Below are 23,634 nucleotides of genomic sequence, written 5' to 3'. Positions count from 1 at the left end.
TCAGGGGTCGGGCGCACCGGCTCCGGCGCCGCACAGCGACGGCCGGGACCGGGTGGATCAGCCCTCGTCGAGCGCCAGCAGGTCCGCGACGGTCTCCCGGCGCAGCAGCACGCGGGCCGCACCGTCGCGCACGCCGACCACGGGGGGCCGCGGCACCAGGTTGTAGGTCGAGGCCATCGACCTCCCGTATGCCCCCGTCGCCGGCACCGCGAGCAGGTCGCCCGCGTGCACGTCCCCCGGCAGCTGCACCTCGTGCACGACGATGTCGCCGCTCTCGCAGTGCTTGCCCACCACGCGCGCCAGCACGGTGTCAGCACCGGACGAGCGCCCGACGACCTCTGCGTGGTACCGCGCGCCGTACAGGGCGGGGCGGATGTTGTCGCTCATCCCGCCGTCCACCGACACGTAGGTCCGCACGCGTCCGTCGTCGAGACGCACCGGCTTGACCGTGCCGACCGTGTAGAGCGTCAGACCCGCCGGCCCGACGATCGCCCGCCCGGGCTCCACCGAGAACCGCGGCAGCGCCGTCCGGGTGTCCCGGGCTGCGGCCGCCACAGCGGCTGCGACGCCGTCGGCGACCTCGTCCGCATCCATCGGCGCCTCGCCGGGCAGGTACGCGATGCCGTACCCGCCGCCGAGGTCGACCTCCTCGACCAGCACGCCGCTCCGTGCCGCCAGCGCGGCACGCAGCTCGAGCACCAGCCGCGCGGCGACCTCGAACCCGGCCGGGTCGAGGATCTGCGAGCCGATGTGCGAGTGGATGCCGAGCAGCCGCAGCGACGGGCGGTCCAGCACCGCGAGCAGTGCGGTCATCGCCGGGCTGTCGCCGCCGTCCGGGCCGGCCGTCATCGACAGGCCGAACTTCTGGTCCTCGTGCGCCGTGGAGATGTACTCGTGGCCGCCCGCGTGCACGCCGGTGGTCACCCGCACCATCACCGGTGCGACCAGTCCCCGGGCCGCGGCCGCGGCGGCGAGCCGGTCGATCTCGACCAGCGAGTCGGCGACCAGCCGTCCGACACCGGCGTCGAGGGCCGCCGCGATCTCGTCGTCCGACTTGTTGTTGCCGTGCATGCCGAGGTGCTCGCCCGGGACGCCGGCCGCGAGCGCGACGGCGAGCTCACCTCCCGTCGCGACGTCGACGCGAAGCCCTTCCTCGTGCACCCAGCGCGCGACGGCGCGGGACAGGAACGCCTTGCCGGCGTAGTAGACGTCCACCTCGCACCCGAGGGCCGCGAAGGCCCGCTCGAACGCCGAGCGGAAGCCCCGCGCCCGCGCCCGCAGGTCCGCCTCGTCCAGGACGTAGGCGGGCGTGCCGTACCGCGCGGCGAGCTCGTGCACGCCCACGCCCGCGACCGACAGCGACCCGTCCGCCGCCCTCGTGGTGCCGGACGACCACGGCTCCCCGAGCGGGCCGGTCACATCCGCTCCGGCGCGCTCACACCCAGCAGCGCCAGCCCGTTGGCCAGGACCTGACGGGTCGCGTCGTTCAGCCACAGGCGCGTGCGGTGCACGTCGGAGACGTCCTCGTCGCCGAAGGGCGTGACGCGGCGCTGGTCGTACCACTTGTGGTAGGCGCCGGCGAGGTCCTCGAGGTAGCGGGCGACGCGGTGCGGCTCCCGCAGCTCCGCGGCGGCCGCGACGACGCGCGGGAGCTCCGCGAGCCGGCCGAGCAGCACCGCCTCGGACTCGTGGTCCAGCAGCGAGGCGTCGAAGCCGTCCTCGATGCGCACCCCGGAGTCGGCGGCGTTGCGGCCGACGTTCACCGTGCGCGCGTGGGCGTACTGCACGTAGAAGACGGGGTTCTCGTTGGTCGCCTTCGCCAGCAGGTCGAGGTCGAGGTCGATCGCCGAGTCCGTCGACGAGCGGGCGAGGGCGTACCGGGCGGCGTCGACGCCGACCGCGTCGACCAGGTCGTCGATGGTGACGACCGTGCCGGCGCGCTTGCTCATCCGGACCGGCTCGCCGTCCTTGACCAGGTTGACCAGCTGGCCGATCAGCAGCTCGAGGTTGACGTGCGGGGTGTCCCCGAAGGCGGCGCAGACCGCCATCATCCGGCCGATGTACCCGTGGTGGTCGGCGCCGAGCATGATCACCACGCGGTCGGCGCCGCGCTCCCGCTTGTCCAGGTAGTAGGCGATGTCACCGGCGATGTACGCAGCCTCGCCGTCGGACTTGATCACCACCCGGTCCTTGTCGTCACCGAACGTGGTGGTGCGCAGCCAGACCGCGCCGTCCTTCTCGTAGATGTGGCCTGCGGCGCGCAGCCGCTCCACGGCCCGGTCGACGGCACCCGACTCGTGCAGCGAGTCCTCGTGGAAGTAGACGTCGAACTCGACGCCGAAGTCGCGCAGCGACTGCTTGATCTCGGCGAACATCAGCTCGACGCCCCGCACACGGAACGCCTCGGTCGCCTCCCGGTCCGGCAGCGCCCGGGGGTCCGGCTCGCCCGCCGCGAGCGCGTCGGCGACGACCTGCTCCGCGATGTCGGTGATGTACTGCCCGCCGTAGCCGTCCTCCGGGGCCTCCTGGCCCCGCGAGCGGGCGAGCAGCGAGCGGGCGAACCGGTCGATCTGGGCGCCGTGGTCGTTGAAGTAGTACTCGCGCGTCACCGTGGCACCCGACGCCTCGAGCACCCGCGCCAGGCTGTCCCCGACCGCGGCCCACCGCACCCCGCCGATGTGCAGCGGACCGGTCGGGTTCGCCGAGACGAACTCCAGGTTGACCGCGACGCCGTCGAACGAGGTGTTGCGACCGTACGCAGGCCCCTGGTCGACAATGGTGCGGGCCAGCTCGCCGGCGGCGGCCGCGTCGAGCCGGATGTTGAGGAAGCCCGGGCCGGCCACCTCGACGGAGGCGACGCCCGGCGTCTGCTCCAGGCGGCCCGCCAGGTCGGTGGCCAGGGCACGCGGCGTGGCGCCGGCCTTCTTCGCCAGCTGCATCGCGACGTTGGTCGACCAGTCGCCATGCTCGCGCTGACGGGGTCGCTCGAGGTGCACCTCGGCCGGGATCTCGGCGGGGTCGAGGGCGAGGCTGCCGTCGTCCACGGCGGCCAGGAGAGCGGCGCGCACGGCCTGCGCGAGCTGATCGGGGGTCACCGCGTCAGCCTACCGAGCAGCACGTGGACGCCCGGTCGGCGTCCGGGCGACCCGCCAGCATCGCCCGCGCAGGTGAGGCGTCGGATGCACCCGGTCGACAGCACCTGGGATGAGACGTCGGACGACCTGTCCCGGGCAGGGGCTCGATGCAGGCACACTGTCCCCATGGCGCGACGTACCGGTCTGATCGACAGCGCGGTCGAACAGCTGAGCTCCCGCATCGTCTCCGGCGAGTGGGGCGTGGGCACCCGGATCCCTCCCGAGCCGGCGCTGGTGGAGCTGCTCGGCGTGGGCAGGAACACGGTGCGCGAGGCGGTGCAGTCGCTGGTGCACGCCGGGCTGCTGGAGCGGCGGCAGGGCTCGGGCACCTACGTGCTGTCCAGCTCGGAGATGGCGGTCAGCATGAGCCGCCAGATCGCCGAGGCGCGTCAACGCGACGTCGTCGAGGTGCGTCGGGCGCTCGAGGTCGAGGCGGCGCGGCTCGCTGCCCGTCGTCGGACCGCCACCGATGCCGCCACCCTGGTCTCGCGCCGCGACGCCCGCTCCGCCGCGTACCTGGCCGGCGACCTCGACCAGATGGTGGAGACGGACCTCGCGCTGCACCGTGCCATCGTCGAGACGGCCGCCAACCCGGTGCTGCTCTCGCTGTACGAGAACCTGATCGACGCGATCGGCGACAACATCCGGTTCAACTTCATCGGCGAGGACGCGCACGGGCACGACGCCCACGACGGGCTGATCGACGCGATCGTCGCGGGCAACGACGCGCGGGCGGTCGACGAGACTTCCACCTACCTGTCCGACCTGGTCCCTGACCAGTGAGCACCGGCTGGTAGTCTCGGTGTCCGCGTCGCGGCGCGCCCGGAGGAGCGATCGTCCGGGTGGCTGACGGCGACAGGCCCGCGTAGCTCAGTGGATAGAGCGTCTGCCTCCGGAGCAGAAGGCCGCTGGTTCGAGTCCAGTCGCGGGCACGTTGAAGCCCTGGTCACCGCAGCGGTGGCCGGGGCTTCGTCGTACCGGGCGGTGGGGTGGCCGGGATGCCGCCGGGGTGCGTTCGCCCGGGTGATCCTGTCGATCCCGGTCCGTGAACCGGCCCCTTGAGCGCCGCTACAGGACTAGCGTCCAGATTCGTTGCGGTCCCCGCCGGACCCCCTGCCGGCGGGGGCCGCGCCATGTCCGGCCCACACTCCGGACGGGCGCCCCAGGACGATCGAACCTAGGGTCGGAGGGGACCGACGGTTCGACCTGAGGAGCCCGTGATGACCCAGACACCGGACATGACCCCGGACTTGACATCGGACGCGGCACCGGACGAGACCGCGGGCAGGGTGCCGGACGACACCCCGGACGCCGTGACGGACCCGGAGATCGACGAGGTCCGCGCGGCGGAGACGTCGCCGGAGACGGATCCCCGCGAGGCGATCTCGATGCCGCAGGAGACGGGGTCCGACGACGACCCCGCCAGCTTCCTCAACACCTGACCTTCCTGAACGCCTGGCGCCGCGGCAGGGTCAGGCCCGCAGAGGCAGGGTCAGGCCAGCACCAGGCGCTCGTCGTCGGCCGGTCCCGCCGCTGCGCCGCTCGCGACGACGTCCACCGCGCACGGCTCCAGCAGCTCCAGCAGCTGGGGTGCCAGCGACGCGGCGGCCGGCGTCGGGCTGCTCACCACCGAGACCACCCACTCCGGGGTCGTGTCCTGCGGCAGGCGCACCGTGACCAGGCCGGCTGCCTGCGGCTTGGCCGCGATGTGCTGCGGCACCAGCGCGATGCCGAGCCCGCGGTGCGCGAGGTCCAGCAGCGTGTGGATGTCGTTGACCGTGCAGCGCACCCGCCGCCGCACGCCGTGCGCGTGGCAGGCCGCATCGTTCAGCGATCGCACCCCCCAGGAGTCCTGGAAGTCGATGAAGTCCTCGCCGTCCAGCTGCGCCCAGTCGACGCGGCTGCTGCCCGCCAGCCGGTGCTCGGGCGGCACCAGCAGCACGATCGGACGCCGGTCGATCACCGTCCGCGCGACCGTGGCGACGTGCTCGGTGGTGGCCACGAACGCCAGGTCCAGCTCGCCGGCGCGCACCTGTCCGACCAGCTCGTGCGAACCGGCCTGGGCGAAGTGGATGTCGACCAACGGGTACCGCCGGTGGAACCGCTCGAGGACGGCGGGCACGTCGACGACGCCGAGGCACTGCTCGGCGCCGACGCGCAGCGAGCCGGCGAGCTCTCGCGTCGACCGCACCACGGCGTCGCGGCCCGCGGCCGCCTGCGCGAGCATCGAGCGGGCGTACGGCAGCAGGGCCATGCCGGCGTCGGTCGGCTCGACGCGCCTGGTCGTCCGGGTGAACAGCGAGGTGCCCAGCTCGTCCTCGAGCGCCTTGATCGACGCGGACAGCCCGGACTGCGAGACGCCGGAGATCGCGGCGGCGCGCGTGAACTGCTGCTCGTCGGCCAGGGCGACGAGGTGCTCCATCTGCCGCAGATCCATCGATGGCCTCTTTCATGAGTGACGCTCATAACTGGCATCACTCGTAGTCGTTGGACTTCTAGATTAGCCCTCCTTAGGGTCGAGGACGACGGTCCGGGACCATCGGCCGGGCCGACGACGACGAAGGGCTCTCCCCCATGCAGCAGCGCACCCTCGGCCCCCGCACGGTCAGCGCGATCGGCCTCGGCGGCATGCCGATGTCCATCGAGGGCCGGCCGGACGAGGCCCGCTCGATCGCCACGATCCACGCCGCCCTCGACGCGGGCGTGACCCTGATCGACACCGCCGACGCGTACCACCTGCTCGCGGGCGAGGTCGGTCACAACGAGGAGCTGATCGCCAAGGCCCTGCGCACGTACGGCGGGGACACCTCGGAGGTGCTGGTCGCCACCAAGGGCGGCCACCTGCGCCCCGGTGACGGCTCCTGGACCCAGGACGGCCGTCCGGAGCACCTGCTCGAGGCGGCCAAGGCATCCGCCAAGCGGCTCGGGGTCGAGGCGATCGGCCTGTACCAGTTCCACCGTCCCGACCCGACGGTGCCCTACGCCGACTCGATCGGCGCGATCGTCCAGCTGCTCGACGAGGGCGTGATCCAGCTCGCCGGCATCTCCAACGCGAACGTCGCGCAGATCGACCAGGCCAACGAGCTGCTGGGCGGCCGGCTGGTGTCCGTGCAGAACCAGTTCTCCCCCGCCTTCCGCTCGTCGCAGGGCGAGCTGGAGCACTGCGCCCAGCTCGGCATCGCCTTCCTGCCCTGGAGCCCGCTCGGCGGCATCGCCCGCGCCGGTGAGGTCGGCTCGCGGCACGGCGCGTTCCAGCAGGTCGCGGACGCGCACGGCGTCAGCCCGCAGCAGGTGACGCTCGCGTGGGAGCTCGCGCTGGCGCCCGTCGTCATCCCGATCCCGGGGGCGTCGCGCCCGACGAGCATCCAGGACTCCGTCAAGGCCGCCGAGCTGCAGCTCTCGGCCGACGAGGTCGCGCTGCTGTCCGGCGCCGGCGCCTGAGCCGGCCCGAGCCCACGGGAGAGACGCTGACATGAAGACGTTCACCCTGCCCGGCACGGACCTGACCGTGCCCAACGTCGTGCTCGGGCTGATGCGGATCGCCGACAAGTCGGACGAGGAGATCCGGGCTCTGCTGGCCGCCGCCCGCGACGCCGGCATCACGTTCCTCGACCACGCCGACGTGTACGGCACCCGCCTGCACGAGTGCGAGGAGCGGTTCGCCCAGGCGATGCGGCTGACGCCCGCCGACCGGGACGAGCTGGTGATCCAGACCAAGGCCGGCATCGTCCGCGGCGCCGGGTTCGACTTCTCCTACGAGCACATCGTGGAGTCGGTGGACGGCTCGCTCGCGGCGCTGGGCACCGACCGCATCGACATCCTGCTGCTGCACCGGCCGGACGCGTTGGTGGAGCCCGCGGAGGTGGCCCGGGCGTTCGACGACCTCGAGGCGGCCGGCAAGGTGCGCCACTTCGGGGTGTCCAACCACACGCCGGGGCAGATCGAGCTGCTGCGCCGGTACGTCCGCCAGCCGCTGGTGGCCAACCAGCTGCAGCTGTCGCTGACGCACGCCGACATCGTCGCCCAGGGTGTGGCGATGAACATGCGGGACGAGCAGCAGTCCGTGGACCGCAGCCTGGGCGTGCTGGACTACTGCCGGCTGAACGACATCACCGTGCAGGCGTGGTCGCCCTACCAGGCGGGCTTCTTCAAGGGGCCGTTCCTCGGCTCGGCGGAGTACCCCGAGCTCAACGCGGTGATCGACCGCCTCGCGGCGGAGCACGACGTGACGCCCACGGCGATCGCAACGGCGTGGATCACCCGGCACCCGGCGCAGATGCAGGTGGTGCTGGGCACCACCCGACCGGACCGGGTGGCGGACGCCGCCGCCGGCTCGGACCTGCAGCTGAGCCGTGCGGAGTGGTACGAGCTGTTCACCGCGGCGGGGTACATCGTCCCCTGAGGCGCGTGAACGGCAGAGCCGAGCCCGGTCGGGTCCGTCCCGGCCGGGCTCGGTCGCGCTCAGACCGGTGCAGGTCGTCGCGGTCGGCGGGCCAGGCACGGCCGCACCCGCGCGGCCGTGCCCGCGCGGCGGCACACCGGTGCGCCGGTCGGCGGAGGTCCGCCATGATGGCCGCGCGACGGTGCGCGCGCGCCGATGTCCCCCCGAGAGGTGCTCCGTGACCGTTCCCTCGCATCCCGCTCCCCCGGCGTGGACGGTGCTGCGCCGCGACGGCGTCGCCGTCGTGGTCGCCCACGAGGCGGGCGGGCTTCCCACCGTGCGGCACTGGGGTGCGGACCTCGGCACGCTGTCGGACGAGGACCTGGCCGGCATCGACGCGGCCACCTCCCGTCAGACGCCGCCGGGTGCGCTCGACGGCGCGTGGGGCCTCACCGTCCTGCCGCAGGAGGGCGACGGCTGGCCCGGTCGCCCCGGGGTGCTGCTCACCCGCGACGGCGCACCGCTCTTCCCGCGCTGGACCGTCCGGGCCGTCGATCGCGGCGCCGCCGTCGTCGAGGTCGCCGCCGCCGCGGAGGGCCTGCTGCTGCGCACCCGGATCGAGGTGGGCGCGGGCGGCCTCGTGCTGGTCGAGCACGCGCTGACCAACGACGGACCGGGCACCGTGGACGTCGCCTGGCTCGAGGCGACCCTTCCCGTGCCGCGGCGAGCCGACCACGTGACCACGTTCGCCGGCCGGTGGACCCGCGAGAAGGTGCCGCAGACCACGCCCATGCCGCGCGGCAGCACCACCCGCACCTCGCGCCGCGGGCGCGCCGGTCACGACTCCCCGTGGGCCACGCTGGCCTCGACCGGCGCACCCCACGACCGCCACGGCGAGGTGTGGGCGGTGCACCTCGGCTGGAGCGCCGACGTCACCCACCGGGTCGACCGGCTGACGGACCACACCACCCTGCTCGGCGCCGGCGAGCTGCTGCGTCCCGGCGAGGTCCGGCTGGCTCCCGGCGAGGAGTACCGCACGCCGGTGGCGTACTTCGCCTGGTCGGACACGGGGCTGGACGGCGTCTCGGGTCGGTTCCACACCTGGCTGCGGGCCCGCCCGCAGCACCCCCGCTCGCCTCGGCCCCTCGTTCTCAACACCTGGGAGGCGGTGTACTTCGACCACGACCCGGAGCGGCTGGCGGCGCTGGCCCGCCGCGCCGCGGAGGTCGGCGTCGAGCGGTTCGTGCTCGACGACGGGTGGTTCCACGACCGTCGGGACGACACCCGCGGCCTCGGGGACTGGGTGGTGGACCCGTCGGTGTGGCCGCACGGGCTGGAGCCGCTCGCCGAGCTGGTGCACTCCCTCGGCATGCAGCTGGGCCTGTGGTTCGAGCCCGAGATGGTCAACCTCGACTCCGACCTGGCGCGCGCGCACCCGGAGTGGCTGCTGCACGCGCGGCCGCTCGCGGCGCCCGACGGCGTCTCGTGGCGCAACCAGCACGTGCTGGACCTCGCCGAGCCGGCGGCCTGGGAGCACGTCCACGGGCAGATCGACGCGCTGGTGAGCCGGCTCGGCATCGGCTTCATCAAGTGGGACCACAACCGCGACCTCGTCGAACCCGTGCACGCCGGCCGGCCGGGCACGCACGCCCAGACGCTGGCCACGTACGCCCTGATCGCCCGGCTCAAGGCCGACCACCCCGGCCTCGAGATCGAGTCGTGCTCGTCCGGCGGCGCCCGCACCGACCTCGGCATCCTCGCCGTGACCGACCGGGTGTGGGCGTCGGACTCCAACGACCCCGTCGAGCGCCAGGACATCCAGCGCTGGACCCAGCTGCTGCTGCCGCCGGAGCTGGTGGGCGGCCACGTCGGACCGCCGACCGCGCACAGCTCCGGTCGCACCATCGACCTGCCGTACCGGCTGGCCACCGCGCTGATGGGCTCCGCCGGGCTCGAGTGGGACATCGCGGGGTGCGACGAGGCCGAGACGGCAGCCCTGCGGCGGTTCGCCGCCGTGTACACGGAGCTGCGGCCGCTGCTGCACACCGGCACGGCGGTGCACGCCGACCCGGTGGACCCGGCGCTGCGGATCACCGGTGTGGTGGCGGCGGACCGGGACGAGGCGGTGTTCACGGTCGCCACCGTGGCCGCCCTCGAGGAGGCGCTGCCCGAGCCCGTACGGCTGCCGGGCCTCGACCCCGCGCGCCTGTACCAGGTCCGTGTGCGCGACGAGATCGGTTCCCCGCAGGCCGGCTGGATCATCCCGCCGTGGCTGTCCGCCGGACAGGTGCGGCTGCCCGGTCGGGTGCTGGGCGAGGTCGGCCTGCAGCTGCCCGTGCTGTGGCCGTTCCAGGCGCTGGTTCTGCACCTGACCGCCGAGGAGGTCCGGCCGGCCTGACGGGCCGTTCCGGACCGTTCCGGGCCGTTCCACCGCATACATCCCAGGACCCAGGTCCCGGAACGGAGGCGTGACGGGTCCTCGTCACAACACCTGGGACGACCGTCAGGACCTTTGCCCCGCCGTCCGGCCGGGCCCCCGCCCCTAGCGTCGAGATGTCGCCAAGACAGACCTCCAGCGTCGCAGGTCGACACCCATCGATACGACTAGGGGAGAACCACCGGTGCCATCCACCGAGAGCAGCCCGACCCCGCGCACCTCCAGCGCGCGGGACAAGAAGGTCGTCGAGACGCCCAAGGCAGCCGCCACCGTGGCGCCCGCCACCGACGACTCCGCCATCGTGGCGACGGTCGACCAGCTCGTCGCGAACGCCACCAAGGCGCTGGCCGAGTACGCCACGTTCACCCAGGAGGACGTGGACCGCCTGGTGAAGAAGGGCGCGGTCGCCGCGCTCGACCAGCACGGCCAGCTCGCCAAGCTCGCGGTCGAGGAGACCGGGCGCGGCACGTTCGAGGACAAGGCCGTCAAGAACATCTTCGCGTGCGAGCACGTGACCAACTCGATGGCGTCGCTGAAGACGGTCGGCGTGGTCAACGTGGACGAGATCCGCGGCATCACGGAGATCGCCGAGCCGGTCGGCGTCGTCGCCGGTCTGACCCCGGTGACCAACCCGACCTCGACGGCCATCTTCAAGTCGCTGATCTCGCTGAAGACCCGCAACCCGATCATCTTCGCGTTCCACCCGAACGCGCAGAAGTCGTCGGTCGCCGCCGCCAAGATCGTGCGCGACGCCGCGATCGCCGCCGGTGCACCCGAGCACTGCATCCAGTGGATCGAGACGCCGTCGCTCACCGCGACCAACGCCCTGATGAACCACCCCGGGGTGGCCACGATCCTCGCGACCGGCGGCAACGCGATGGTCCGGGCCGCCTACTCCTGCGGCAAGCCGGCCCTCGGCGTCGGTGCGGGCAACGTCCCCGCCTACATCGAGAAGACCGCCAAGCTGAAGCGCGCCGTGAACGACGTGGTGCTGTCCAAGGCGTTCGACAACGGCATGATCTGCGCCTCCGAGCAGGCCGTGATCCTGGACGACGAGATCTACGACGCCGCCCTCGCCGAGTTCGCCGTGCTGCACGCCTACAAGGTGACGCCGGCCGAGAAGGCCAAGCTCGAGCAGTTCATCTTCGGCGTCGAGGCCGGCGGCGAGAACTGCGGCGGAGCGAAGCTCAACCCCGCCGTCGTGGGCAAGTCCCCGCAGTGGATCGCCGAGCAGGCGGGCTTCTCCGTCCCGCGCGACACCTCGATCATCCTGGCCGAGGTCTCCGGCGTCGGCCCGCACGAGCCGCTGACCCGCGAGAAGCTCGCCCCGGTCCTCGCGGTGCTGCGCGCCACCTCCACCGAGCAGGGCTTCCAGCTCGCCGAGCAGATGGTGGAGTTCGACGGCCTGGGCCACTCCGCCGCCATCCACACGCAGGACGAGGCGCTGACCGTGGCCTACGGCTCGCGCGTCAAGGCGATCCGCGTCATCTGCAACGCACCGTCGTCGCTCGGCGGCATCGGTGACATCTACAACGCCTTCATCCCGTCGCTGACCCTGGGCTGCGGCTCGTACGGGCACAACTCCGTGTCCAACAACGTCTCGGCGATCAACCTGATCAACATCAAGCGCGTCGGGCGGAGGAACAACAACTTGCAGTGGTTCAAGGTCCCCGCGAAGACGTACTTCGAGCCGAACGCGGTCCGCTACCTCGCGGACATGGCGGGCATCGAGCGCGTCACCATCGTCACCGACTCGACGATGACCCAGCTCGGGTTCGTCGACAAGGTGATCGACGTGCTGCGCCGCCGGTCGAACAACGTCGCGCTGCAGATCATCGACCAGGTCGAGCCGGAGCCCTCCGTCAAGACCGTGCAGGCCGGTGCCGCGCAGATGCGCCACTTCCGCCCGGACACGATCATCGCCCTCGGCGGTGGCTCGCCCATGGACGCCGCCAAGGTGATGTGGCTGCTGTACGAGCACCCGGAGATCGTGTTCTCCGACCTCAAGCAGAAGTTCTTCGACGTCCGCAAGCGCGCGTTCAAGTTCCCGGTGCTCGGTGACCTGGCCAAGCTGGTCTGCATCCCGACCACGTCCGGCACCGGCGCCGAGGTGACGCCGTTCGCGGTGATCACCGACACCGAGGCGAAGAAGAAGTACCCGCTCGCCGACTACGCGCTGACCCCGACCGTCGCGATCATCGACCCGGTGCTGACCTCGCGGATGCCCCGGTCCCTGGCCGCCGACTCCGGGTTCGACGCCCTGACGCACGCCACCGAGGCGTTCGTCGCGGTGTACGCGAACGACTTCACCGACGGCATGGCGCTGCAGGCGATCCGCCTGATCTTCGACAACCTGGCGCAGTCGGTGAACGGCGACCCGGCCGACCCGGCGACCAAGGACGCCCGGGAGAAGATGCACAACGCGGGCACCATCGCCGGCATGGCGTTCGGCAACGCGTTCCTCGGCATCGTGCACGCGATGGCGCACGTCATCGGCTCGACGTACCACCTGGTGCACGGCCGGACCAACGCCACGCTGCTGCCGCACGTCATCCGGTACAACGGCACCGTCCCGACCAAGCTGACCAGCTGGCCGAAGTACGAGAGCTACGTCGCACCGGAGCGGTTCCAGCAGATCGCGGCGATGCTCGGCCTGCCGGCCTCGACCCCCGCCGAGGGTGTCGAGTCCTACGCGATCGCCGTCGAGGCGCTCCGCGCCAAGGTCGGCATCCCGGCGTCCTTCCAGGCGCAGGGCGTGGACGAGCAGGAGTTCATGTCCCGGCTCGACGAGGTGGCGATGGGTGCGTACGAGGACCAGTGCGCCCCGGCCAACCCGCGCATGCCGATGATCGAGGACATGAAGGACCTGATGACCGCGGCCTTCTACGGCACGTCTCTGGAGGACGTCCGGGGCCGCCGCGAGCAGGCCAGCGCCTGACCGACTCCCCGACGGTCGCCTGACCGCGCTCGCACCGACGCCCCGCCCGGCTCTGTCCGGACGGGGCGTCGGCCGTCTGCCGGCGGGTGCGGCGCTCCCCCGCAGCGGGCAGGACGGGGGCCGCACGGGCAGACTGGATGGTCCGACTGCTGACCACGCACACCTGGAGGGACCGTGAGACCCGTCGGCACCGCCCACCGCAGCACCCGCGCCACCGCCCTGACGGGGTTGGCGCTGGCCGGCACCCTGCTGCTCGGCACCGCCGCCTGCAGCACGGGCGACCTGAACAAGGCAGCCGCCTCGGCGACCTCGGCCGTCTCCGGAGCCAAGTCGGCGCTGGCGAGCGCCAAGCAGGCCGCCGACGACGCGGCCGCGAAGATCCAGCAGGCCAAGGACAGCCTGTCGTCCACCGACTCGGCCGCGCGCACGCAGGCGCAGACGGCGCTGACGGCGGCCCAGAAGGCCGTCGACGAGGCCACCACCGCGCTGCAGCAGGCCGGGACCCAGGGCTCGGCGTCTGCCAAGGATGCGCTGGCCAAGGCGAAGACCGATCTCGCCGACGCGAAGAGCCAGCTCGACGCGGTCACGACGCAGGCGGGCGACAAGGGCAGCACCGCGCTCGTCGCGGTCCGCAAGACGCTCGACGAGCTCAGCTCGAAGATCGACCAGGCAGCGAAGGGCTGACGCCACGCTCCCCCGGGTGGAATCGACCGTTCACCCGCGTGGCCCCTGGAAGTGTCTCGGGCAGCTGCCGATGGTGAAGGTATGACCATCCGCACCGACCCGAGCGGCCTTCCGCACCGCCGCGTGGCGTGGTGGGTCGTGTCCGCGTGGGGCTCGCTGGGGCTGCTCGTCGCGGGCGGGCTGATGGCGGCCGCCGGGGTCCGCTGACCGTCCTCCGTCGGCCTATCCTCGCGGGCGTGCCCCCGCTGCCGCCCCGCTGGCGTTCCGTCGCCGCCGCCACCGGCCTGCTGGACCCGTCGGGAACCGTGCGCTCGACGGTGTTCGCCGAGATGTCCGCACTGGCCGCACGCACCGGGGCGATCAACCTGGGGCAGGGCTTCCCCGACGTCGACGGACCTCCCTCGGTGGCGCGCGCCGCAGCGGACGCGATCGCGGCCGGCGCGAACCAGTACCCGCCCGGCACCGGCATCCCGGAGCTGCGCGCCGCCGTCGTGGACCACCAGCGCCGGCACTACGGGCTGGTGCCGGACGTGGACACCGAGTTGCTGGTGACCACGGGCGCGACCGAGGCGCTCACCGCGGCGGTGCTGGCGCTGACCGGACCGGGCGACGAGGTGGTGACGCTCGACCCGTTCTACGACTCCTACGCGGCGGCGATCGCCCTGGCCGGCGCCACGCACGTGACCGTGCCGCTGGTCGCAGGGCCGGACGGCTTCCGGCTCGACGTCGCGGCCCTGGGCGCGGCGGTCAACGACCGCACCCGGCTGATCCTGCTGAACACACCGCACAACCCGACCGGCACGGTGCTGACCCGCGCCGAGGTGGCGGCGGTGGCGGACGCGGCGGTCCGGCACGACGCCCTCGTCCTCACCGACGAGGTGTACGAGCACCTGGTGTACGACGACGCGGTGCACGTCCCCGTCGCCACGCTGCCGGGGATGGCTGAGCGGACCCTCACCGTGTCGTCGGCGGGCAAGACGTTGTCGTTCACCGGCTGGAAGATCGGCTGGGTGACGGGTCCGGCGGAGCTGGTGACGGCCGTCCGCACCGTCAAGCAGTTCCTCACGTACGTGTCCGGCGCACCCTTCCAGCCGGCGGTGGCGTTCGCCCTGACCGACCCCGGCGTCGAGGCGTGGGTGCGGGAGCTGGCGACGTCGCTGGCACGACGGCGGGACCTGCTCTGCGCCGGCCTGCGCGCCGCCGGGTTCGACGTGGTGGTGCCGCGCGGCACCTACTTCGTGCTGGCGGACGCCGCACCGCTCGGGTACGACGACGGCACGAGGCTGTGCCGGGAGCTGCCCGCCCTGACGGGGGTGGTGGGCGTGCCCGTCGGCGCGTTCACCCACGCCGGGTCGGCCACCGAGCGCCGGCTGCGCTCCTGGGTGCGGTTCACCTACGTCAAGCGGACCCAGGTGCTCGAGCAGGCTGCCGAGCGGCTCGCGGGGCTCGCGCGGGGCTGACGGTCAGCCGGGGACGACGGTCCAGGCCGACCCGCGCCGGTACGCCGGCGTCGCCAGGGCCAGCACCAGCACCCCCAGCACCGCGGCACCTGCCATCACCAGGGCCATCGCCCGCGCGTCACCGCCCAGCAGGCCGGACAGCGGGCTGACCAGGCCGCCCCCGGCGGCCTGCACGGCGCCGAGCACCGCCGCCGCGGTGCCGGCCATGCGCCCGTAGCGGGTCAGCGCCAGAGCAGAGGCGTTGGGTGGCGCGAGGTTGATCATCGACAGCGCGAGAGCCTGCACCACCAGCAGGGCCCAGAGCCCACCGACCCCCGTGACCGCCAGCCCCAGCAGCACCAGGGTGAGGCCGGCGAGCACCGGCTGGGCCACCCGCAGGATCCGGATCGGCGCCACCCGGCGCACCAGGGCCGCGTTCACCTGCGCACCGCCCACGAGCCCCAGGCCGTTGACCGCGAACATCAGCGCGAACTGCTGGTTGCTCAGCCCGAACCCGACCCGGTACACGAACGGCGACGCCACCACATAGCTCATCAGCACGGCGGAGGTCAGACCGGGGATCAGCGCGAGGCCGACGAACTGGCGGTCCCGCACCAGCCGGCCGTACCCGGCGACCGCCACCCGCACGCCACCGGGCTGCCGCACACCCGGCGGCAGCGTCTCGGGCAGCCGCCACCACACCGCCACCCAGAGCACCACGCCGAACAGGGCCAGCGCCACGAACACCGAGCGCCAGCCCCACTGCCCGGCGATGAACCCGCCGACCGACGGGGCGAACAGCGGGGCCACGCCGATCACCAGCATCAGCCGGGAGATCAGCCGCGAGGCGTCGGCACCGACGAACCTGTCCCGGATGAACGCCATGGCCACCACGGTGGCCGCCGCGTTGAAGAAGCCCTGCGCGGCGCGCAGGCCGACGAGCACGCCGATCAGTGGTGCGACCGCGCAGGTCAGCGACGTGAGCACGTGCAGCGCCACGCCGATCAGCGCCGGTCGGCGGCGCCCGAACCGGTCGGACAGCGGGCCGATCACCAGCTGCCCGACGGCGCCGCCGAGCATCATCGCCGTCATCGTCAGCTGGGCGCCGGCGGCAGTGGTGTGCAGGTCGCGTGCGACGTCCGGCAGAGACGGCAGGTACATGTCCGTCGAGATCGCCGGCAGCGCGGTCATGAAGCCGAGCATCAGCACGTAGCGCGCGTCCGGACGGTAGACGGGCGCTGCGGGCGTGGGAGCGTGCTCGGGCGGTGCGACCGTCCCGCCACCGGTGTCCGCCTCCGCCACGGGCGCGTCCGTCGGCGGCAGCGCCGGGGACCCGGACGGCGGTGCGGGGTTCGGGGACGTCGAGCTCATCGGCTCCCATCCTCACACGCGTCCGACGACCGCCGCGAATCGATTCGATCGGTGCTTCCGAAGCCCGGCGCGCCCGTGTGGGAGGCGGGTGGCAGGGTGGGCGACGTGTGCGGACGGTATGCGTCGTTCCGGGAGGACCAGGCGATCGAGGACGAGTTCGCCATCGCGACGGTCGCGGACGACGCACGGCTGCTGCCGCCGTCGTGGAACGTCGCGCCGACCGACGGCGTCCGCATGGTGGTGGAGCGGGCCGACCGCGACACCGGCGAGGTGACCCGCCAGCTCCGGGTGGCGCACTGGGGACTCGTGCCGTCCTGGGCCAAGGACCCGTCGATCGGCAACCGGATGATCAACGCCCGCCGCGAGTCGTTGACCGACAAGCCGGCGTTCGCGCGACCCTTCGGGCTGCGCCGCGCCATCCTGCCGGCCGACGGCTACTTCGAGTGGCAGGCGCTGCCACCGGTGCCGGGGCAGCCGAAGGCACGCCGGCGCAAGCAGCCGTTCTACCTGCACCCGGCCGACGGCGACGTGCTGGCGCTCGCCGGTCTCTACGAGTTCTGGAAGGACCCGTCCAAGGCCGACGACGACCCGTCCCGCTGGCTGGTCAGCGTCACGATCGTCACCCGCCCCGCGGACCCGCGGTTCGCGGCCATCCACGACCGGCAGCCGCTGCTGCTGCGGCCCGAGGACTGGGACGCGTGGCTCGACCCTGCGGTCGACGCGGAGGCCGCCCGCGCACTGCTCGAGGCCCCGGGGCCGGAGCTGGTGGCCACCCCGGTGTCGACGGCCGTCAATGCCGTCCAGAACAACGGGCCGGAGCTGGTGCAGCCGGTGGATCCGGCGTCGGACCCGGCCGGGGACGTCGACGACAGCCAGGTGCGGGACTCCGCCTGACTCCGGGGCGCCGGCGCCCGCCCGGATCGGGCGGTCAGGCCCGCCCCAGCGCCACCGGCTCGACCGACCCCAGCCCCTCGACGTCGCGTGGCGGCAGCGCGGTCAGGACGTACCGCGGGTCGTCGGCGAGCAGCCGCGCCGTGGTGGTGTCCACCCACACGCTGCTCGGCTCCGTGATGTCCGTCAGGCGCGCCGCCAGGTTCACCGAGGCGCCGAAGACGTCGCCGAACCGCGACAGCACGCGTCCCCACACCATGCCGACGCGCACCGGCGTCACACCCCGCGCACCCTGCGTCAGGTCGTCGGGCACGGCACCCGCCCCGTCGCCGAACCGCGACGCCAGCCCGAGGGCGACCTCCGCACCCGTCACCACGTCGTCGGCGACGAACAGCACGGCGTCCCCGATCGTCTTGACCACGCGTCCGCCAGCCGCCGCGACGACGTCCCGCGCGGCCGCCTCGAAGCGCTGCACGAACGCAGACAGGTCGGTCGACCCGAGGCCCGCGGTGCGCCGGGTGAACTGCACCATGTCCGCGAAGCCGACCGCGCGGGCCAGCGGCAGGTCCGACGGGCCGGTACCGACCTGCCGCGCCTGCCCCAGCTCGGCTCCGAACCGGCCGCCGATCGTCGCCAGCTGCCGGCGGAACGCCAGCACCAGCTCCTGCTCGAGGACCGGCGCGATGGCGGCGAGCCTGTCGAGCACCAGCAGGCGTGCGCTCGCGTCGTCCAGCCGGTACCGGGTGGCTGCGTCCTCGACCAGGGCCTCCACCTGCCACAGGGCGAGCCGGTCGGTGGTGTGCCCCAGGCCGCGCACGAGGGTGCGGACGGTCGACAGCTGCAGCCCCTCGCGCCGCACCAGGTCGACGAGGGCCCGCACCGCCTCGGCGTCGCGCTCGGTGTACGCCCGCTCGTCCGGCTCGGCCGCCGCCAGTCCGAAGGTGCGCCAGAACGTGCGGACGGACTCCTCGTCCACCCCCGCACGCAGCGCGAGCTCGCGGGCTGTCAACGTGCGCGGACCGCCGAGCAGCACCTCGTCCAGCCTGGCCACCGTCGAGTCGGGAACCGGCCCGCCCGCCGCCCGCACCTCGGTCGGCGCACCGACGGTCCCGGCGCCCGGCCCGTCGCCGACGGCCGTCGCGGAGTGCGCGGCACCGCGGTCCACCTGGCCGCGCAGGTGCAGCACGTCGCCCGCCGCCACCACGTGCTCGCCGTCCGGCCCGGCCACCACCAGGGCGCCGGTCGCGTCGAGCCGGAGCGCCACCCCGTCGATCACACCGCCGCCCGGCAGCTCCACGTGCACGCGCCGGCCGAGCGTCTCGCACACGGCCGCGACCTCGGCCGCGAGACCGGCGAGGGCGGCGTCCCCGTCGGCCGCCACCCACCGCTCCACCACCTCGAGCACCGCGCTGACGACCGCGGTCAGCACGGTCTCCCGGTCGGTGTGCTGCGCGCCGGCCAGGGCGAGCGACGTCGCGCTGTCCACGGGCAGCTCCGGGGCCGTCTGCGAGACGTTCACGCCGATCCCGATCAGCACGGCTGCACCGGGCCTCGCCGTCGGCCCGCCCGCCGTCGCCCCGCCGGCCACCGGTCCGCCGGGCAGCGCCACCACCTCCGTGAGGATGCCGCCGACCTTGCGGGCCGTGCCCCACCCGCCGAGCTCCGCGACGTGACCGTCCAGGTCCACCAGCACGTCGTTGGGCCACTTGAGCACCGCCGGCACGCCTGCGGTCGCCCGGAGGGCCGTCACCGCACCGAGCCCGGCCAGCAGCGGCAACCAGCCCCACCGGTCCGCCGGCACCCCGGGTCGGAGCACGAGGGTCGCCGTCAGCGCCGCGCGCGCGGGCGTGACCCAGCTGCGTCCCGCTCGCCCGCGGCCGGCGACCTGCTGGTCCGCCACGAGCAGCGAGCGGTCCGGCCACGACTCCGGGTCGGCTCGCAGCTGGTCGGCCACGGCGCTGCTGGTCGACCCGACCGCGTCCACCACCTCGACCTTCGCGAGCGGTCCCCCGGGCGTGAGCAGCAGCTCACGGAGCTCACCCCGGCGCAGCGGGGGACGGTCGGCGGTCACCCGGCCATCATCGTGCAGTTGTGGGGTCCCCACGAGGTGCCGCGACGAACCCCGTGACGCGCCTGCACGGCACCGCAGGGACGCGACAACTAGCCTTCGTCGGGTGACTCAGACCGATCCCTCCGGCGCCCCACCGGCCGACCCGTCCGCGCAGGCGGACGCGCCCGATGCCGCCGCCGAGGCCTCCGGCACCGCGGCGAAGCTCGCCGACCTGGCCGCGCGCCGGCAGGCCGCGATCGAGCAGGCCGAGCAGACCGCCGCCGAGAAGCAGCACGCCCGCGGTAAGAAGACCGCCCGCGAGCGCATCGAGGCGCTCCTCGACCCGGGCACGTTCACCGAGATCGACGCCTTCGTGCGGCACCGGTCCACCAACTTCGGCCTGGACCGCAAGCGCGTGCCCGGCGACGGCGTGGTGGTGGGGCACGGCACGGTGGACGGCCGCGAGGTGTGCGTCTACTCGCAGGACTTCACGGTGTTCGGCGGCAGCCTCGGTGAGGTGCACGGCCAGAAGATCACCAAGGTGATGGACCTGGCGCTGCGCACCGGCGTCCCGCTGGTCGGCATCCTCGACGGCGGCGGTGCGCGCATCCAGGAGGGTGTCGCGGGCCTGACCCAGTTCGCCGAGATCTTCCGCCGCAACGTCGCCGCGTCCGGGGTGATCCCGCAGATCAGCCTGATCCTGGGCCCGTCCGCCGGCGGCGCGGTCTACTCCCCCGCGCTGACCGACTTCATCGTGATGGCCGACGGCACGTCGAACATGTTCATCACCGGGCCGGACGTGATCCGCGCGGTCACCGGCGAGGACGTCGGCTTCGAGGAGCTGGGCGGCGCGACGACCCACAACACGAAGTCCGGCGTGGCGCACTATCTGGCGTCCGACGAGGACGACGCCATCGACTACGTCCGCGCGCTGCTGTCCTACCTGCCGCCCAACAACCTGACCGACCCGCCGTCGTTCGCCCACGAGGCCGACCTCGAGCCGACCGACGAGGACCTGGCCCTCGACTCCCTCGTCCCCGACTCGGACTCCCAGCCCTACGACATGCGGACGGTCGTCGAGGCGGTGCTCGACGCCGGTGAGCTGCTGGAGGTCCAGTCGCTGTACGCCCCGAACGTGCTGATCGGGTTCGGGCACGTCGAGGGTCATCCGGTCGGCATCGTCGCCAACCAGCCGATGTCCATGGCCGGCACCCTGGACATCAACGCGGCCGAGAAGGCCGCCCGGTTCGTGCGGACGTGCGACGCGTTCAACGTCCCGGTGCTCACGTTCGTCGACGTCCCGGGCTTCCTGCCCGGCACCGACCAGGAGTGGAACGGCATCATCCGCCGCGGCGCGAAGCTGATCTTCGCCTACGCCGAGGCGACGGTCCCGCTGGTCACGGTCATCACCCGCAAGGCGTACGGCGGTGCCTACATCGTCATGGGCTCCAAGCAGCTGGGCGCCGACGTCAACCTCGCCTGGCCCACCGCGCAGATCGCCGTGATGGGCGCGAGCGGCGCGGTGAACATCCTGCAGCGCGGCGCCCTCAAGGCCGTCGAGCAGGCCGGCGGCGACGTCGACGCCGAGCGCCGGCGCCTCACCGCCGAGTACGAGGAGGCGATCGTCAACCCGTGGGACGCCGCCGACCGCGGCTACGTCGACGCCGTCATCCACCCCTCGGCCACCCGCGCCGAGATCACCAAGGCGCTGCGTCTGCTGCGCACCAAACGAGCCACCCTTCCGGCCAAGAAGCACGGGAACATCCCTCTATGAGCGAGCACGAGCACGACGAGCACGACCACGACGCCGCGTCCCACGGCAGCGACCCGCTGCCGGACGTCGACCCGACGGCGCTGCACGCGGTCGTGGACAAGATGTCGGCCGCCCTGCACTCCTACGTCGAGACGGCGGTCGGTGTGCGCGCGGAGTTCGGCGCGCACGAGGCCGACGAGGACCCGCGGGTGCTCGCCCTCGAGTCGCAGGTCGGCACCCTGAACGCCCAGCTGTACGACCTGCTGCACGAGACGCTCGGCGTGCACGCCGACCTGACCGGCATGACGTGGGACGACGACGAGCACGACGAGGAGCCGTCCGATCAGGACGTCGACACGTTCCACCTCGGCTTCGTCGTCGGCCCGCCGACCGGCGCGAGCGACCTCACGCTGGACTCGGTGCTCGACCTGGTGGACGCGGGCGGCTCCGAGCTCGCGCACAAGCTGCAGGACGCGGGCTTCCAGGTGATCGAGTGGGGCGCGTCCCGGGGTGCGCCGATGAGCTTCGGGGACGACGACGAGGACGACGAGGGGTGACCGACACGCCCCACGTCCACGTGGTCCGCGGGACGCCGGACGACGACGAGCTGGCCGCGCTGGTGGCCGGGCTCGTCGCGACCGCGCGGTCCGACGACGCCCACGAGGCCGAGCACCCGGCCGCGTGGACGGACCGCCGGCGCACGGTGCGTCCCACGCCCGCACCGGCCCCCGGACCGACCACCTGGCGCTGGAGCCTGCACCCCTGACCACCCCCTGACCACTGCGGTCCGTCGGATTCCCCGGGTGTCCGCGCAGGACCCGTCGGTAGGGTCGGCCCTGTGACCGCCGAGCAGCCCACGCGCCCCCACACCCCCGTCGACGAGGTGGCCGACTCCTACGTCGACCGCTACGCGGCGCTGGACCCGCTGCTCGCCACGGAGCTCGGCGTCACCGGTCACGACTCGGAGATGACCGACCTGTCCCCCGCCGGGCACGCCGCTCGCTCCGACCTGACCCGCGAGACGCTGCAGCTGCTCGACGGCGTCGACCCGGTGGACGAGGACGACGTCACCACCCTCGAGGCGATGTCGTACCTGCTGGGGACCGACCTCGAGCTCGACGCCGCGGGCGAGACGCTCGCCACGCTGAACAACATCGCCTCCCCCGTCCAGGGTCTGCGGGACGTGTTCGACCTGATGTCGACGGACACGCCGGACGACTGGGCCGCCGTCGCCGCGCGGCTCGTCGAGCTCCCCGCGGCCGTCGCCGGCTACACCGAGTCGTTGCGTGCCGCGGCGGCCCAGGGGCACGTCGCCGCGGCCCGGCAGGTCGCCGAGGCGCAGCGGCAGGCGCAGGAGCAGGCCGACCCGTCGTCGTCGTTCTTCCCCGGGTTCGTGGCCTCCGCGCCGGACCAGCTGGCCGGCTCGCTGCGGATCGAGCTGGAGCGCGGGGCGGCGCTGGCCGGGCAGGCGTACGCCGACCTCGCCGAGTTCCTCCGGGACGAGCTGGCACCGCTCGCCGTCGACCAGGACGCCGTCGGCCGCGACCGCTACGGCCTGCTCTCCCGGGCCTTCCTCGGTGCGACGGTCGACCTCGACGAGACCTACGCCTGGGGTCTGGACCAGCTCGCGGCCATCACGGCCGAGCAGGAGCAGGTCGCCGCCCGGATCGCCGGACCCGGCGCGACCGTCGAGCAGGCCGTCGCCGCACTCGACACCGACCCGGCGCGGACGCTGCACGGCACCGACGCCCTCCAGGAGTGGATGCAGCGCACCGCCGACGCCGCCATCGCGGCACTGGACGGCGTGCACTTCGACATCCCGGCACCGCTGCGGCACCTCGAGTGCCGCATCGCGCCGACGCAGACGGGCGGCATCTACTACACCGGTCCCTCGGACGACCTCGCCCGGCCGGGTCGGATGTGGTGGTCGGTGCCGCCGGACGTCACCGAGTTCAACACCTGGCGTGAGCGGACCACCGTCTACCACGAGGGCGTGCCCGGCCATCACCTGCAGGTCGGAGTCAGCGTGGTGAACCGCCAGCGGCTGAACCGCTGGCGCCGGCTGATGGCGTGGACCTCCGGCCACGGCGAGGGCTGGGCTTTGTACGCCGAGCGGCTGATGGCCGACCTGGGCTTCCTGGAGGACGACGGCGACCGCCTCGGCATGCTCGACGGTCAGCGGATGCGCGCCGCTCGCGTGGTGTTCGACATCGGCGTGCACCTGGGCTTGCCCGCACCCGAGCAGTACGGCGGCGCGACGTGGGACGCCGACAAGGGGTGGGCGCTGCTACGGGACAACATCCACATGCCGGAGTCGTTCATCCGCTTCGAGTGGATGCGGTACCTCGGCTGGCCGGGCCAGGCACCGTCCTACCTGGTGGGGCAGCGGCTGTGGCAGCAGACCCGGGACCACGCCGCGCTGGCGGCCACGGCCCGCGGTGAGGCGTTCGACCTGCGCACGTTCCACGACCACGCGCTGTCGCTCGGCTCGCTGCCCCTCCAGGTGCTGCCGGCGGCGCTCACGCGGCGCTGACCGCCGCGCGCCGACCCGGACCG

General features: G+C 73.4%; 19 protein-coding genes and 1 tRNA gene. 15 read left to right on the top strand and 5 right to left on the bottom strand.

The genetic code is table 11. The features are described 5' to 3' along the window. Positions 1–57: 57 nt before the first annotated feature. Together lysA and argS are read right to left on the bottom strand one after the other, a co-directional pair. A complete protein-coding gene (lysA, locus tag ACFQTY_RS11970) occupies positions 58–1,419 on the bottom strand; it encodes a diaminopimelate decarboxylase (RefSeq protein WP_378100642.1) in 1,362 nt (453 codons plus the stop codon). Next, the gene (gene argS, locus ACFQTY_RS11965) at positions 1,416–3,095 is read right to left on the bottom strand and encodes an arginine--tRNA ligase (RefSeq protein ID WP_378100640.1); all 1,680 of its coding nucleotides are present in this window, start codon (positions 3,093–3,095) and stop codon (positions 1,416–1,418) included. Before argS ends, lysA begins: the two co-directional genes overlap by 4 nt. Before the next feature lie 165 nt (positions 3,096–3,260). On the opposite strand from argS, the gene ACFQTY_RS11960 reads away from it, so the two are divergent. From ACFQTY_RS11960 to ACFQTY_RS11950, 3 genes are all read left to right on the top strand, one after another. Next, the gene (locus ACFQTY_RS11960) at positions 3,261–3,917 is read left to right on the top strand and encodes a FadR/GntR family transcriptional regulator (protein ID WP_378100638.1); all 657 of its coding nucleotides are present in this window, start codon (positions 3,261–3,263) and stop codon (positions 3,915–3,917) included. A gap of 76 nt (positions 3,918–3,993) precedes the next feature. Then, positions 3,994–4,066 (top strand) — tRNA-Arg (locus ACFQTY_RS11955). A 288-nt stretch (positions 4,067–4,354) separates the two neighbouring features. Then, on the top strand, positions 4,355–4,576 hold the full coding sequence (locus tag ACFQTY_RS11950; protein ID WP_378100636.1) for a hypothetical protein: 222 nt from the start codon (positions 4,355–4,357) through the stop codon (positions 4,574–4,576). A 50-nt stretch (positions 4,577–4,626) separates the two neighbouring features. Here the strand turns inward: ACFQTY_RS11950 and ACFQTY_RS11945 are convergent, their stop codons facing one another. Beyond that, the gene (locus ACFQTY_RS11945; RefSeq protein WP_291763107.1) at positions 4,627–5,571 is read right to left on the bottom strand and encodes a LysR family transcriptional regulator; all 945 of its coding nucleotides are present in this window, start codon (positions 5,569–5,571) and stop codon (positions 4,627–4,629) included. A gap of 137 nt (positions 5,572–5,708) precedes the next feature. Here ACFQTY_RS11945 and ACFQTY_RS11940 point away from each other — a divergent pair, with 137 nt between their 5' ends. The 7 genes from ACFQTY_RS11940 to ACFQTY_RS11910 all read left to right on the top strand — a co-directional run bounded on the left by ACFQTY_RS11940 (position 5,709) and on the right by ACFQTY_RS11910 (position 15,034). After that, on the top strand, positions 5,709–6,575 hold the full coding sequence (locus tag ACFQTY_RS11940; RefSeq protein WP_378100633.1) for an aldo/keto reductase: 867 nt from the start codon (positions 5,709–5,711) through the stop codon (positions 6,573–6,575). 31 nt (positions 6,576–6,606) lie between these two features. Beyond that, positions 6,607–7,536 carry an aldo/keto reductase family oxidoreductase gene (locus ACFQTY_RS11935; protein WP_291763110.1) on the top strand — a complete coding sequence of 310 codons (930 nt, stop codon included), beginning with the start codon at positions 6,607–6,609 and terminating at the stop codon, positions 7,534–7,536. Positions 7,537–7,753: 217 nt separating this feature from the next. Beyond that, complete coding sequence (locus ACFQTY_RS11930) at positions 7,754–9,913, top strand: alpha-galactosidase (RefSeq protein ID WP_378100631.1); 2,160 nt, start codon at positions 7,754–7,756, stop codon at positions 9,911–9,913. Positions 9,914–10,223: 310 nt separating this feature from the next. Further along, complete coding sequence (adhE, locus tag ACFQTY_RS11925) at positions 10,224–12,890, top strand: bifunctional acetaldehyde-CoA/alcohol dehydrogenase (protein ID WP_378100740.1); 2,667 nt, start codon at positions 10,224–10,226, stop codon at positions 12,888–12,890. A gap of 174 nt (positions 12,891–13,064) precedes the next feature. Then, a complete protein-coding gene (locus ACFQTY_RS11920; RefSeq protein WP_378100628.1) occupies positions 13,065–13,574 on the top strand; it encodes a hypothetical protein in 510 nt (169 codons plus the stop codon). Between the two features lie 81 nt (positions 13,575–13,655). Continuing rightward, positions 13,656–13,781 (top strand): molybdopterin oxidoreductase, encoded by a 126-nt coding sequence (locus ACFQTY_RS11915; RefSeq protein WP_263731649.1) that lies wholly within the window; start codon positions 13,656–13,658, stop codon positions 13,779–13,781. A 29-nt stretch (positions 13,782–13,810) separates the two neighbouring features. Continuing rightward, positions 13,811–15,034: a pyridoxal phosphate-dependent aminotransferase gene (locus tag ACFQTY_RS11910; RefSeq protein WP_378100626.1), complete on the top strand. Its 1,224-nt coding sequence runs from the start codon at positions 13,811–13,813 to the stop codon at positions 15,032–15,034. Positions 15,035–15,037: 3 nt separating this feature from the next. On the opposite strand, the gene ACFQTY_RS11905 is transcribed toward ACFQTY_RS11910, so the two are convergent. Then, complete coding sequence (locus ACFQTY_RS11905; protein WP_378100623.1) at positions 15,038–16,384, bottom strand: multidrug effflux MFS transporter; 1,347 nt, start codon at positions 16,382–16,384, stop codon at positions 15,038–15,040. A gap of 105 nt (positions 16,385–16,489) precedes the next feature. Here ACFQTY_RS11905 and ACFQTY_RS11900 point away from each other — a divergent pair, with 105 nt between their 5' ends. Next, positions 16,490–17,278, top strand: a complete 789-nt coding sequence (locus tag ACFQTY_RS11900) for an SOS response-associated peptidase (protein WP_378100621.1) — start codon at positions 16,490–16,492, stop codon at positions 17,276–17,278. Positions 17,279–17,312: 34 nt separating this feature from the next. Here the strand turns inward: ACFQTY_RS11900 and ACFQTY_RS11895 are convergent, their stop codons facing one another. Next, positions 17,313–19,346 carry a biotin--[acetyl-CoA-carboxylase] ligase gene (locus tag ACFQTY_RS11895; protein WP_378100619.1) on the bottom strand — a complete coding sequence of 678 codons (2,034 nt, stop codon included), beginning with the start codon at positions 19,344–19,346 and terminating at the stop codon, positions 17,313–17,315. A 103-nt stretch (positions 19,347–19,449) separates the two neighbouring features. Here ACFQTY_RS11895 and ACFQTY_RS11890 point away from each other — a divergent pair, with 103 nt between their 5' ends. From ACFQTY_RS11890 to ACFQTY_RS11875, 4 genes are all read left to right on the top strand, one after another. Further along, positions 19,450–21,099 (top strand): acyl-CoA carboxylase subunit beta, encoded by a 1,650-nt coding sequence (locus tag ACFQTY_RS11890; RefSeq protein WP_378100617.1) that lies wholly within the window; start codon positions 19,450–19,452, stop codon positions 21,097–21,099. After that, positions 21,096–21,635 (top strand): hypothetical protein, encoded by a 540-nt coding sequence (locus tag ACFQTY_RS11885; RefSeq protein WP_378100615.1) that lies wholly within the window; start codon positions 21,096–21,098, stop codon positions 21,633–21,635. The genes ACFQTY_RS11890 and ACFQTY_RS11885 overlap by 4 nt, the downstream gene beginning before the upstream one ends. Next, entirely contained in the window at positions 21,632–21,844 is a 213-nt protein-coding gene (locus ACFQTY_RS11880; RefSeq protein ID WP_378100613.1) for an acyl-CoA carboxylase subunit epsilon, read from the top strand. The genes ACFQTY_RS11885 and ACFQTY_RS11880 overlap by 4 nt, the downstream gene beginning before the upstream one ends. A gap of 72 nt (positions 21,845–21,916) precedes the next feature. Then, complete coding sequence (locus ACFQTY_RS11875; protein ID WP_378100611.1) at positions 21,917–23,611, top strand: DUF885 domain-containing protein; 1,695 nt, start codon at positions 21,917–21,919, stop codon at positions 23,609–23,611. The last annotated feature ends 23 nt before the right edge of the window (positions 23,612–23,634 follow it).

This window comes from Cellulomonas sp. T2.31MG-18, assembly GCF_964266755.1.
Classification (GTDB): Bacteria; Actinomycetota; Actinomycetes; order Actinomycetales; family Cellulomonadaceae; genus Cellulomonas.
The sequence above is the reverse complement of the archived record's forward strand: the minus strand, read 5'-3'. Positions and strand labels throughout refer to the sequence as shown.

Excerpts from the sequence above, each read along its gene's own strand:
- ACFQTY_RS11885 (WP_378100615.1), top strand. The coding sequence starts at position 21,096 with ATGAGCGAGCACGAGCACGACGAGCACGACCACGACGCCGCGTCCCAC.
- ACFQTY_RS11905 (WP_378100623.1), bottom strand. The coding sequence starts at position 16,384 with ATGAGCTCGACGTCCCCGAACCCCGCACCGCCGTCCGGGTCCCCGGCG.
- ACFQTY_RS11935 (WP_291763110.1), top strand. The coding sequence starts at position 6,607 with ATGAAGACGTTCACCCTGCCCGGCACGGACCTGACCGTGCCCAACGTC.
- ACFQTY_RS11960 (WP_378100638.1), top strand. The coding sequence starts at position 3,261 with ATGGCGCGACGTACCGGTCTGATCGACAGCGCGGTCGAACAGCTGAGC.
- ACFQTY_RS11940 (WP_378100633.1), top strand. The coding sequence starts at position 5,709 with ATGCAGCAGCGCACCCTCGGCCCCCGCACGGTCAGCGCGATCGGCCTC.
- ACFQTY_RS11945 (WP_291763107.1), bottom strand. The coding sequence starts at position 5,571 with ATGGATCTGCGGCAGATGGAGCACCTCGTCGCCCTGGCCGACGAGCAG.
- ACFQTY_RS11915 (WP_263731649.1), top strand. The coding sequence starts at position 13,656 with ATGACCATCCGCACCGACCCGAGCGGCCTTCCGCACCGCCGCGTGGCG.
- ACFQTY_RS11950 (WP_378100636.1), top strand. The coding sequence starts at position 4,355 with ATGACCCAGACACCGGACATGACCCCGGACTTGACATCGGACGCGGCA.